Source organism: Chryseobacterium rhizoplanae (genome assembly GCF_900182655.1).
Classification (GTDB): Bacteria; Bacteroidota; Bacteroidia; order Flavobacteriales; family Weeksellaceae; genus Chryseobacterium; species Chryseobacterium rhizoplanae.
Genome location: NZ_FXTC01000001.1, coordinates 423032 through 436155 on the forward strand (window position 1 = coordinate 423032; position 13124 = coordinate 436155).

At 40.6% G+C, this 13124-nt stretch carries 6 protein-coding genes; all 6 read left to right on the forward strand.

The window, feature by feature from the left end; all coding sequences use genetic code 11:
- The first annotated feature begins 25 nt into the window (after positions 1-25).
- The 6 genes from FN817_RS01895 to FN817_RS01920 all read left to right on the forward strand — a co-directional run bounded on the left by FN817_RS01895 (position 26) and on the right by FN817_RS01920 (position 13063).
- Positions 26-1402: a glycoside hydrolase family 43 protein gene (locus FN817_RS01895; RefSeq protein WP_228451441.1), complete on the forward strand. Its 1377-nt coding sequence runs from the start codon at positions 26-28 to the stop codon at positions 1400-1402.
- A gap of 2 nt (positions 1403-1404) precedes the next feature.
- Positions 1405-3342, forward strand: a complete 1938-nt coding sequence (locus FN817_RS01900; RefSeq protein WP_142716478.1) for a glycoside hydrolase family 97 protein — start codon at positions 1405-1407, stop codon at positions 3340-3342.
- A 27-nt stretch (positions 3343-3369) separates the two neighbouring features.
- Positions 3370-4590, forward strand: a complete 1221-nt coding sequence (locus FN817_RS01905; RefSeq protein WP_142716479.1) for an SGNH/GDSL hydrolase family protein — start codon at positions 3370-3372, stop codon at positions 4588-4590.
- A 17-nt stretch (positions 4591-4607) separates the two neighbouring features.
- Positions 4608-7130 carry a glycosyl hydrolase 115 family protein gene (locus FN817_RS01910; RefSeq protein ID WP_142716480.1) on the forward strand — a complete coding sequence of 841 codons (2523 nt, stop codon included), beginning with the start codon at positions 4608-4610 and terminating at the stop codon, positions 7128-7130.
- Between the two features lie 270 nt (positions 7131-7400).
- Positions 7401-10136, forward strand: a complete 2736-nt coding sequence (locus FN817_RS01915; RefSeq protein WP_142716481.1) for a T9SS type A sorting domain-containing protein — start codon at positions 7401-7403, stop codon at positions 10134-10136.
- A gap of 293 nt (positions 10137-10429) precedes the next feature.
- Complete coding sequence (locus FN817_RS01920) at positions 10430-13063, forward strand: glycoside hydrolase family 3 C-terminal domain-containing protein (protein WP_142716482.1); 2634 nt, start codon at positions 10430-10432, stop codon at positions 13061-13063.
- The last annotated feature ends 61 nt before the right edge of the window (positions 13064-13124 follow it).

Here is a 13124-nt window from a genome sequence, read left to right on the forward strand (position 1 = left end):
ATTAAAGTTTTAAATCCAAATTTCTATGAATATCCGTACAATACATATAAGTTTCATTGCGCTGACAGGTTTATTTTCGATGGGAGCTGCGCAGAACCCCATTATTCAGACTAATTACACTGCAGACCCTGCACCAATGGTCTACAATGACAGGCTGTATGTGTACACCACACACGATGAAGATGATTCTACCTGGTTTACCATGAACGACTGGAAAGTATATTCCACTAATGATATGGTGAACTGGACAGATCACGGAACAATTCTCTCGTATAAAGACTTCAACTGGGCAAAACGCGATGCCTGGGCCGCACAATGTGTAGAAATAAACGGAAAGTTTTTTATCTATGTCCCGATGTGGTCCAAAACCAATAACAAAGGAGCTATTGGTGTTGCCGTTGGCGATAGTCCGTTTGGGCCTTTTCATGATCCGCTGGGAAAACCTCTCGTTCAGAGCGAATGGGGAGATATTGATCCCACGGTTTTTGTGGATGATGACGGACAGGCACATATGTATTGGGGAAATCCCAAGCTTAAATATGTAAAGCTGAATGAGGATATGATTTCTTATTCCGGGAATATTGTAGAAGTCCCGATGACGGAAGAATCATTTGGCAAAAGGGACGGAAAACCCAATCCGGAAAGACCTTCAAAATACGAGGAAGGGCCATGGCTGTACAAAAGGAAAAACCTATATTATCTTTTCTGGCCGGGTGGTCCGCTTCCTGAATTCATAGGGTATTCTACAGGTAAAACAGCACAGGGACCATGGAAATATGGAGGAATTGTGATGCCTACGGAAGGGAAATCATTCACCAATCATCCCGGTGTTATTGATTTCCGGGGGAAAACCTATTTCTTTTATCACAATGGTGCATTGCCGGGAGGAAGCGGTTTTACAAGATCGGTAAGTCTGGAAGAACTTACCTTCAATAAAGACGGCTCCATTTCACCATTTAAAATGACCAACGGAATTACAAAAGCTATCGCAACAGTTAATCCTTATTCGTTCAATCAGGCAGAAATGATTGCCTGGTCGGAAAATGTAAAATCCTATCAGAATAAAGAGGCCGGTGTTTTCATTAAAGCCAAGAAAAATGGGGCTTATACCAGTGTAAAGAATGTAGATTTCCGGAAAAAAGGAGCTAGTTCTTTTTCTGCAAGAGTAGGAACTACTCATAACAGTGACGTAACAATGAGCGTTCATCTGGATGCTGTGAACGGCCCGGTTGCTGCAACGGTAAAGGTTCCGCTGACGGGTGGGGATGACCGCTGGGAAACCGTAAAAGTTCAGCTTACTGAAAAAATTACCGGCATTCATGATCTGTATTTTGTATTCAATGGCAAAGCCTCAACAGATATTATGTATTTCGATTACTGGACCTTTCTTGAAAATAATTAATTATGAGAAAAAAAGTTTTATATATCGTATTCAGCCTGTTTCTGATCAGCAAAAGCTTTGCACAGGTAGCAGAAATTTCAAGTCCGGACGGAGATCTGAAGCTTCATGTCTTTTCAGAAGACGGAAAAGCCTTATATGATGTTATCCTTCAGGGAAAAACAATGCTTGAAAAATCCCCGTTAGGCCTGGTAACCAATGAGTCCGATTTTTCAAAGAACCTGAAATTTGTGGACAGCAAAAAAGATATCATTTCTAAGAAATATACGAACGGAAAAATCAAAAAATCTGAGGTTAATTATAATGCCAATACTTTAACCGTTAATTTCACCAATGCAGACCAGCATCAGATCAGCATCGAGTTTCAGGTGAGTAATAACAATATTGCTTTCCGGTACAATATTCCACCGATGAAAGAACGGCTGAGTGTTGTGATACAGTCAGAAAATACAGGGTACAGATTCCCTTCACAGACCAGTACTTTTCTTTCACCTATGATGAAGCCGATGACAGGTTTTGCACGCACGGCACCAAGTTATGAAAGTGGCTATAAAGCCGATGCAGAGTTGGGAATACCGTCAGATTACGGCTATGTTTTCCCTGGTCTTTTCCATATTGGAAATGAAGGCTGGATATTGCTTTCCGAAACAGGAGTAAACAGTACATATTGTGCTTCTCATCTTGAAACCACAGCAGAAAAAAGCCTTTACAAAGTAGCTTATCCGGATATTGCTGAAAATAATAGTTTCGGAAGTACCGGAGCAGCCGTTTCACTTCCCGGAAAGACGCCGTGGAGAACAATTACAATGGGCAGTTCTTTGAAACCTATCGTGGAAACTACCATTCCTTTTGATGTCGTAGATCCGATGTATGAGCCTTCACAGGAGTATCAGTTTGGGAAATCTACCTGGAGCTGGATTCTGTGGCAGGACAAAAGCATGAACTATGATGATCAGGTGAAATTCATAGACCTTGCTGCTGCATTGAAATATCAGTTTATTCTTATGGATGCGCTTTGGGATAAAAATATAGGCAAAGACCGCATGAAAGAGCTTATTCAATATGCAAAATCGAAAAATGTTGAGGTATTGCTTTGGTACAACTCCAACGGAGCAGCTAATGACGCACCGATGGGGCCTAGAAACAAGATGAGCTCATCCGTTGAACGTAAAAAAGAAATGAAATGGCTGAAAGATGTTGGTGTAAAAGGCCTCAAAGTGGATTTCTTCGGAGGGGACAAACAGGAAACCATGCGTCTTTACGAAGACATTCTCTCCGATGCCAATGATTATGGATTAACTATTATTTTTCACGGAGCCACGGTACCAAGAGGCTGGGAAGTGATGTATCCGAATTATGCAGGAAGCGAGGCCGTTCTTGCCTCAGAAATGCTCTATTTCTCAGAAGATGTACGCAGACAGGAAGCTTTTTTTGCCACACTTCATCCTTTTATCAGAAATACAGTGGGAAGTATGGAATTCGGAGGAACTTTTCTCAATACATATTTAACGGAATCCAACAGGGATAAAAATAAAAGACATACCACAGATAGCTTTCAGCTGGCTACAGCAGTCCTGTTTCAGAACCCTGTTCAGATGTTTGGTATTATGCCGAACAATCTTACCGATGCTCCGAAGTTTCAGCTGGATTTTATGAAAGAAATCCCGACCCTTTGGGATGAAACAGTTTTTATAGACGGTTATCCCGGAAAATATGCCGTGGTGGCCAGAAGACATCAGAATCGTTGGTATGTGGCTGGTGTAAATGCTGAAAAACAATCCCGGAAATTGAAAATAAAGCTTCCGATGTTTGCCGGGAAAGCCGTAAAGCTTATCAATGATGATGCTCAGGGAAACTCCTCAGAAAAAGAAATAAAAGTGAATGCAAAAGGTGATTTTTCTATTGAAATTCAGCCTAACGGAGGATTTGTACTAAGAAATTAAAGGTTGATAAAACGAAAAACAGAAAAAATGCGCTTCAAAAACTTATACATCTTTATCATTTCGGGATTTTTGGTTTCCTGCTCTTCCTCACGAAGTCTGGAAAAACATCCATCCAAAGGCCAATGGCTTACCACCTGGGCAACGGCTCCTCAATTGGTAGAACCTAAAAACCTTCCGCCGGAACCGGGGCTTTCAGGGAACACCCTGCGTCAGATTGTGCGTGTATCTGTGGGTGGGGAAAAAGTGCGGCTACGTTTCTCCAACAAATATTCCATGGATAGTCTGGCGGTAAAAGCGGTTTCTATTGCCGTGCCGTCCGATAGCAGCAATGTGGATGCAGCCACCATCAGATCATTAACGTTTGAGAAGAAAAATAATTTTAAAATTACTCCCGGATCTGATATTTATTCTGATGAAGTAAACTTTAACCTGAAGCCTAATTCGCTGCTGGCTATTACAATTTCCTACGCAAAAGTAACCCAATCTGTCACCGGGCATCCGGCTTCAAGAACAACTTCTTTCATTGTTAAAGGTGAGCAGACAAGCGTTGCGGTATTTAAAAATCTAGTAAAGACAGATCACTGGTATTCGCTTTTTAACATTGATGTAAAGACTGATGAACCCTCATATGCTGTTGCAATCATGGGAAATTCCATTACCGACGGAAGAGGATCAGGAACCAACAGACAGAATCGCTGGCCGGATATTTTTTCTCAGCGCTTATTGGCGAATCCTTCTACCAGGAATATAAGTGTCCTTAATTTCGGGATCGGGGGGAATTGTGTGGTGCGTGGTGGCTTAGGTCCTACGGCATTAGACCGTTTTGATTATAACATCCTCAATCAGCAGGGTGTAAAATGGCTTATTATTCTGGAAGGAGTGAATGATCTGGGAGGAACAAGAGATCCTGATGACGCTTCCAAAAGAGCAGAAGAGCTGATTGCTGCTTATCAGGTGATGATTGATAAGGCACATGCTAACGGAATTAAAGTATACGGAGCAACGATTCTGCCTTTCGCAAAATCGTTTTATGACAAACCTTTCCGTATCGAGGCCTGGAAAAGAGTAAATGACTGGATCAGGAACAGCGGGAAGTTTGATGCCGTCATTGATTTTGCCAAACATATGCAGAGTGAAAATCCGGAGGTCATTTTAAACGATATGCACGATCACGATTTCCTTCATCCCAATGAGGCCGGCTACAGAAGAATGGGAGAATTTGTTGATCTGAACCTATTTAAAAATTAAAATCAAAAAGATATAGTATGAATTTTACAAAAAGCATTTCGTTGTTTCTTACATTGTTGTTTATATTTTTTGTAAAAGCAGCCGAACCTTTTATTTCTTTTGCTAAGACAGAAAATTCGGTGGTATTGAAAGAGCGCAATTCAGGTTTGACATTGTTTTCAGACAGCGATTCGGACAAAGGAATTCTGCGTGCCGTTGCGAATCTTCAATCCGATTTTCAAAAAGTAACCGGTGTTCAGCCGCATCTTATTTCCCAAAATTCCGGTGTGAACGGAATGCTCATTATTATTGGTGAAGCAGGTAAAAGCAAGACCATTGATGGTTTAATCAGGCAAAAAAAGCTGGATGGAAAGGCATTGGCAGGGAAAAGGGAAAAATATATCATTCAGAATGTCAGCAATCCTTTTCCGGGCGTTTCTGAAGCCATCGTGATTGCAGGAAGCGATAAAAGAGGTACGATTTACGGGATCTATGAAATGTCTCAGCAAATCGGAGTTTCACCATGGTATTATTGGGCAGATGTTCCGGTTCCGGTAAAAGAAAATTTATATTTCAAAAAAGGAATCTATACCGATGGTGAGCCTGCGGTAGAATATCGTGGTATTTTCCTTAATGATGAAGAGCCTTCACTCGGAGGCTGGGCAAGAGCGACTTTTGGTGGAATAAACAGCAAGTTCTACGAAAAAGTTTTTGAACTGATTCTGCGTCTTAAAGGAAACTATATCTGGCCGGCAATGTGGGGGAAAGCATTCTATGACGATGAAGCTCTGAGCGGGCCGTTAGCGAATGAAATGGGTATTGTTATGGGAACTTCACACCATGAACCTATGGCTTTGGCACAAACCGACTGGCACAGGTATATCAAAAAAAATAACCTCCCGAATGTCTGGGATTATACTAAAAATGCAGAAGTTTTACAGGAATTCTGGAAATCCGGAATGGAAAGAAGCAAAAACTGGGAAAAGCTCGTTACAGTGGGAATGCGGGGTGACGGCGATGAAGCGATGGGAGAGGGAACCAATATTTCCCTGCTCGAGAAAATTGTAAAAGATCAGCGTAAAATCATTGCTGATGTTACGGGGAAAAAAGCAGAGAAAACACCTCAGGTCTGGGCATTGTATAAAGAGGTTCAGGACTATTATGATAAAGGAATGCGGGTTCCGGATGATGTGATCCTGCTGTTCTGTGATGATAACTGGGGGAATGTAAGAAAGCTTCCGGATCTTTCAAAACCCTTGCATAAGGGAGGCTATGGAATCTATTACCACTTCGATTATGTCGGAGGCCCGAGAAACTCCAAATGGATCAACATAAGCCCCATCCAGAGAGTATGGGAACAGATGAATCTTTCTTATGAACATAAGGTAGATAAGCTTTGGGTGGTTAATGTAGGAGATTTAAAACCCATGGAATTCCCGATCAGTTTTTTCCTGGAAATGGCCTGGAATCCAAAACAGTTTAACGCTAAAAACCTTTTGGAATATACTGAAAAATGGGCTGCCCAGCAGTTTGGTGAAAAACACGCCAAAGAAATTGCGGGAATGATTAATCTGTACGCCAAATACAACAGAAGAGTAACCCCGGAAACCCTTGACAGCAAAACGTACAGCCTAGAAAATTATCATGAATTTGAAACGGTTTTAAATGATTACAGGGCTCTGGCAGTAGAAGCCTTACGCTTAAAAGAGCAGATTCCGGCAGAATACCAGGATGCGTATTATCAGCTGGTTTTGTATCCCATTGATGCCTGCAGTAATTTATACGAAATGTACTATGCGGTAGCAAAAAACAGGGAACTGGCAGCGAAAAAAGATCCGGAAGCCAATTTCTATGCAGATAAAGTGAAGGCATGTTTTGAAAGAAACGCTTATCTGGACAATCAATATAATAATGCGATTGCCGATGGAAAATGGAAGCATATGATGGACCAGATGAGAATAGGATATAAAAGCTGGGCAGACGGAAAAGAAAATATAATGCCTGAAGTGACCTATATTTCAGACGCTGAGGTTCCCAAAGAAAAAATATTTCAGGAGAAAAACGGGTATGTTTCCATTGAAGCGGAAAATTTTGCAAGAATGAATAATTCTGACCGGATCCATTGGGAAGTGATTCCTGATTTCGGAAAAACAAAATCCGGGATAACAACCTTTCCGCAGAATGCATATCCAAAAAGCGATGAAAATATCTGGCTTGAATACGATATAAACTTTGAATCACAAGGTGAGTTTGAAGTCCAACTATTATTAGCTCCGACTTTAAATTTTAACCACAATAAAGGTCTCCGTTATGAAATTTCGTTTGATGGCCAGCCTGCACAGGTTGTAAATTTCAATGGCCATTACAAAGGAGAATTGGGAAGATGGCAGTCCGAACATATTATTAAATCCATTACAAAACATTTGGTTCAGCAGGCAGGAAAACATACTTTACGTTTCAGAGTACTGGAACCCGGAATTGTCCTTGAAAAACTCCTGATCAATACCGGAGGGTTGAAACCCTCTTACCTGGGCGCTCCCGAAAGCGAAATGCTTCAATGAATGACCCAATAATCATCACAAACAACACTTTAATTATGAAACACTAATTCTTAATTCATTTTCCAATCTGAAATACAGTTCCCTGACAGAGAATGAAGAGAAAAAACAGCGGATGATTTTGTAAACAGCTTTATTTAACAGATCGCTGCCTGATAGTATTCAGGGTATTTTCCTGACGGTTTTTGAAAATCAACTGTCTTGATAGGGAATCTATTGCCCTTACATTAATTGTTTTCAATCAAACTCACGAATATTTAAAACTAAACCATTATGAAAAAACTTTTAAATTTTGTCAGCATTCATTCCATATTGTTTTTCAGTTGTCTGGCACATGGACAGCTTACCACTGTAAAAATTGATAAGAATATATCTTATCAAAAAATAAAAGGGTTCGGGGGATTTGTATGCAGTCCCCAGTTTGCCTATAACCATATGTCTACCTCAGAAATTCAGACACTTTGGGGCGCTTCCAGTGAAGGCGGATATAATATTATGAGATTGTATATTCCCGAGAACAGCAGCAACTGGAGTTCTGTACTGGCAACAGCACAGCTTGCCAAATCTATGGGGCTTACCATTTTTGCTTCACCGTGGACTATGCCGGCAGCCTGGAAAACCAATAACCATGTCAATGCTGTTTACACTGACGCTAACGGAGTACAGCAGATCGGATATTTAAAACCGGAAAATTATCAGGATTATGCGCTTTATCTTAACAGTTTTGTTACCTATCTTCAGAACAACGGAGTTGATCTTGATTATATCTCCATTCAAAATGAACCGGATGAGATGGCCCAGTATCAGGGATGCATCTGGACTCCTGCACAGATTACCAATTTTATCAAAAATTATGGGCAGCTTATCAATTGTAAAGTGATTGCCCCGGAAAGTGTGGGATTTACGGATAATTTTGCCAGTGCTTTGCTTGACCCTTCGGCAATGGCTAATTTTGAAGTGTATGGCGGGCATCAATATGGGCTTATGCAGTCCACCTACAAACAATTTCAGAATTATAACAAAGAAATCTGGCAGACAGAATATCTGATCAACTGGAACTCTTCATCCACCCAGCCGGCCCGTGATTTCAGCTGGAATACGGATGCTTTTACTTTCGCCGGCAGTGTCAACAATGCATTATTGGGTAATGTCAATGCCTGGATCCATTACTCTGCAAAACGTTATTATGGTTTAATGGGCGATGGAACTTACGGAACCCCTGCAGGCGTAATGACCAAAAGAGGCTATATTCTTTCACATTATGCCAAGTATACAACAGGAAAGACGAGAATAGAAGCCAAATGGGATGACAAAACCGGAGTTTTACAAGGCTCTTCCTATATTTCCCAGGATGGAAATCAGGTCGTTCTTATGGTCATCAATCCTTCTCAGAATACGTATAGTTTGAAAGTTGACCTGCCTTTTTATACGACTTCAGGAACAAAAGTCCTGACCAATACACAATCCAATATGGTGAGTACACCTATTTCTTTGAATACGGCAACATTCCGGCCTACTGCTGATATCAGCCCTTCCAGTGTCATGACTTTTGTTTTTAATAAAAGTGGCGACAGACCTGCTTCTCTGATGACAGGCGGTGATATTCATTATAATAAAATGGAAACACAAACAGCTACCAGTACATCTTTTGGGACAGGATTCAATATCAGCAATACAACGGTGACGTTCTCCAATCCAAGTCCTCTTATCAGCAATAATATGACTGCTGCTAACGGATATCTTCAGCTTAATGACAGGTATAATAAACTGATCCTGCATGTAAACAGCTATACAACGGCGGGACAAAGCTATTCGGACAATACTACTTTGTACTATATCAATAGTCAGGGCATAACGAAATCATATAATTACGGAAAGATTAATTTTCCGCAGGGAGGAAATTTCGATATCACATTCGATATTTCAAGACAGATTCTTACAGACGGATGCAAAGGAATTTTAGGACTGAGAAATTCCAATTACAGTTCTGTACTAACCCTTAATCTGGGTGATGTTTATTTCAATGTAGGAAATGAAATTGCTTCTAAATTCGCAGGTACCTATTCTGCAAGCGACAGCTATCTGATGGATGCCATGGAAAATAGCTACTACACTTCTGTAGACTTCAGAAATGCAGCAGGAGTTACTTCCTCCAATACCTGGCAGCCTATGAGTGCTAACTCTAACAGCATTTATTATGTGAATTCAAACGTAAGTTCATCTGCCAATAATGTGATTTCAGGGACAGCTTGTTCAAATCTTGTCCTTTCCGGTCAGGGTATGGATTTTCAGGTTCCGTTTAACTTTACAGCCAATACCGCTTCTTACAGCCGTACCTTTAATGGTTATGACGTCCTTATCTTGCCATTTCAGGCTAATATACCTTCCGGAGTTACTGCTTATATGATGTCACCGGATGCAAACAATATCAACTGTACCGCAATTTCAAACGGGATCATTCCTGCAAATACTCCGGTAATCATCAATGCTACAGGAAATATTACTTTCAACGGTTCAGGAAATGTTTCCACACCCAAAGCAATCACGGTCAATCAAATGAATGGAGTTTATCAGAGCATTAAAGTTCCTGCCAATGCTTATGTGCTGAAAACAGAAAATGGAGTAACAGGCTTCTATAAAGTAACTGCCGGAAGTGAGCCTGCAATAGGATCTTTCAAAGCATATCTTACAGAAGAAAATACCTATTCTGCCAATGTTCTTCCTTTAAATTTTGGATCATTAGGCGCCAGAAATATTCTTGCTGAATCCAAAAAACAAGAAGTGAAAATATATCCTAATCCGGTAAAAGCAGATCTTTTCATTGATTCTGATCTTTCAGAAGCTGCTGCCACCATTTTTGACGGAAGAGGAAGTGTCATCAGAGCCGGATTGAAAATAAATTCGGGGAAAAATCAAATCAATGTGTCTGATATGCCTGCCGGTATTTACTTTATTGAGGTTACTCAAAAAAATAATACGGTAGTGAAACAAAAATTTGTCAAAGAATAAATTGAATCCGAAGCCATCATGAGCGTTGCTTATGGTGGCTTTATTTCGACAATTGGGAAGATGAAAACCAAAAGTAAGTAGGATTTATCCTTAATTTAAGTGTATTATTTACATTTATTTAAAATAGAACGTTATATTTGCTTTTTAGTGCATTGCTGCTCAATGATACGAGCAATTTGTATAAAATAAGAATGAAAACATAATTATCCGTGAAGATCTGTGAAATCCGTGGTTAAAATCATTATTTGCAGAATCCACAAATGTTTTAAGACTTTATTGAAACCATACTACCTATGAAAAGATTTGTATCAATCCTATGTGCAACGCTGGCGACCCCTTTATTTTTTGCCCAGAGCCATTATAAATATCCATTCAGAAATCCGGATCTTCCGGTAAATGAAAGAATAGAGAACCTTCTTTCTTTACTGACAACAGAAGAAAAGATAGGAATGATGATGGATAATTCCCAGGCAGTTCCCCGCTTGGAAATTCCAGCCTATGGATGGTGGAATGAAGCACTCCATGGGGTGGCAAGAGCAGGAACAGCGACAGTTTTCCCTCAGGCAATCGGTATGGCAGCCACATGGGATGTTCCGGAACATTTTAAAACCTTCGAAATGATTTCTGATGAAGCACGGGCCAAATACAACAGGTCTTTTGATGAAGCTCAAAAAACAGGACGGTATGAAGGACTGACCTTCTGGACCCCCAATATCAATATTTTCCGTGATCCAAGATGGGGAAGAGGTCAGGAAACCTATGGTGAAGACCCTTATCTTACCTCTGTTCTGGGTATTGCTGCAGTAAAAGGCTTGCAGGGAAACGATCCCAAATATTTTAAGACCCATGCCTGTGCCAAACATTTTGCGGTACACAGCGGACCGGAATGGAACCGCCATTCTTACAATGCAGAAATCTCAAAAAGAGATCTGTATGAAACGTACCTTCCCGCCTTCAAAGCGTTGGTTCAGGAAGGAAATGTGAGAGAAGTAATGTGTGCTTACAATGCTTTTGACGGGCAGCCATGTTGTGCAAACAATACTTTGCTTACTGAAATTCTCCGTGGAAAATGGAAGTATGACGGAATGGTGGTCTCAGACTGCTGGGCTCTGGCCGATTTCTTTCAGAAAAAATACCATGGCACCCATCCCGATGAAAAAACAACCGCAGCAGATGCCTTGAAACATTCCACAGATCTGGAATGTGGAGATACCTATAACAATCTGAATAAATCTCTTGCAAGCGGACTGATTACCGAAAAAGATATCGATGCATCAATGCGCAGAATCCTGAAAGGCTGGTTTGAGCTGGGAATGCTTGATCCGAAATCTTCCGTTCACTGGAATACCATTCCATATTCTGTGGTCAATTCTGAAGAGCATAAAAAACAGGCACTGAAAATGGCACAAAAATCAATTGTGCTGATGAAAAACGAAAAGAATATTCTGCCTCTCAACAGAAGTATTAAAAAAATTGCAGTCGTAGGTCCGAATGCTGATGACGGATTGATGCAGTTGGGAAATTATAACGGAACTCCTTCTTCCATTGTAACGATTTTAGACGGAATCAAAACCAAATTCCCGAATGCTGAAATCATCTACGAAAAAGGAAGTGAAGTCACAGATCCTTCGTCCAGAACGTCACTCTATCAGAATTTCATCAGTCAGAAAAACGGCGCGAAAGGAATGAAAGTAGAGTTCTTCAATAACAATGAATTCAAGGGTCAACCGGCCAATACTTCCGTAAATTCCACCGCCATCAGCTACAACAGCTTTGGAGGAACCCAGCTTGCACCCAATGTAGGAAGAGAAAACACCTCAGGGATCATTTCAGGGGTTTTCAAAAGTACTTATACAGGAGATGTTATATTTTCTGCGTCTACCTCTGATATCTATACCCTTTTCGTGGACGGAAAAGAAATCGCCATTAGAAAAGGACCGGATGCAAGACATCCTTCAGAGTTTCCTGTAAAAATGGAAAAAGGAAAAGAATACCAGATAGAACTGCGTCATACACAAAAAGGGAAATATGTGAGTATCACTTTTGAAGTGTACAGAAAAGACCCTGTTAATTTTGCTTCGGTAAGAGAAAAGGTGAAAAATGCAGACGTCATTATCTTTGCAGGCGGACTTTCTCCAAGCCTGGAAGGTGAAGAGATGATGGTGAATGCAGAAGGCTTCAAAGGAGGTGACAAAACTTCCATTGCCCTTCCTAAAGTCCAGCGGGACCTGTTGGCGGAGCTTAGAAAAACAGGAAAACCTGTTGTTTTTGTTCTTTGCACCGGAAGTGCTCTGGGATTGGAACAGGATGAGAAAAATTACGATGCTTTATTAAATGCCTGGTATGGTGGACAATCCGGAGGAACGGCTGTAGCAGATGTTTTGGCAGGGGATTATAACCCTTCCGGAAAATTACCCATTACTTTTTATAAAAACCTGGAACAGCTGGACAACGCTCTTTCAAAGACAAGCAAACATGAAGGATTTGAAAATTATGATATGCAGGGGAGAACGTACCGTTATATGGCAGAAAAGCCTCTTTACGCATTCGGACATGGACTGAGCTATTCCAAATTTGTTTATGGGGATTCAAAACTGAGCAAGAATAGTATTAGTGTTAATGAAAATGTGACAATCACAATTCCGGTAACCAATGTTTCAGAAAAGGATGGTGAAGAAGTGGTTCAGGTCTATATCAAAAGAAATAATGATGCCCAGGCACCGGTAAAAACGTTAAGAGCTTTTGAAAGGACTTTAATCAGATCTAAAGAAACAAAAAATATTCAGCTGACCCTTTCCAAAGACTCATTTGCCTTCTATGATGAAAAAGCTGATGATCTGGTTTCGAAACCCGGCGACTATACCATTTTTTATGGCGGAACTTCTGATGATGCCGGCCTAAAAACTATTCCGTTAAAAGTAAAATAAAAAACTGATCCGGAACAATTGAGACCCATTGCAACCCTATTGTAGCTTTCAAAACATACGA

Coding starts and splice junctions, on each gene's coding strand:
- FN817_RS01920 (WP_142716482.1), top strand. CDS start 10,430: ATGAAAAGATTTGTATCAATCCTATGTGCAACGCTGGCGACCCCTTTA.
- FN817_RS01895 (WP_228451441.1), top strand. CDS start 26: ATGAATATCCGTACAATACATATAAGTTTCATTGCGCTGACAGGTTTA.
- FN817_RS01910 (WP_142716480.1), top strand. CDS start 4,608: ATGAATTTTACAAAAAGCATTTCGTTGTTTCTTACATTGTTGTTTATA.
- FN817_RS01900 (WP_142716478.1), top strand. CDS start 1,405: ATGAGAAAAAAAGTTTTATATATCGTATTCAGCCTGTTTCTGATCAGC.
- FN817_RS01915 (WP_142716481.1), top strand. CDS start 7,401: ATGAAAAAACTTTTAAATTTTGTCAGCATTCATTCCATATTGTTTTTC.
- FN817_RS01905 (WP_142716479.1), top strand. CDS start 3,370: ATGCGCTTCAAAAACTTATACATCTTTATCATTTCGGGATTTTTGGTT.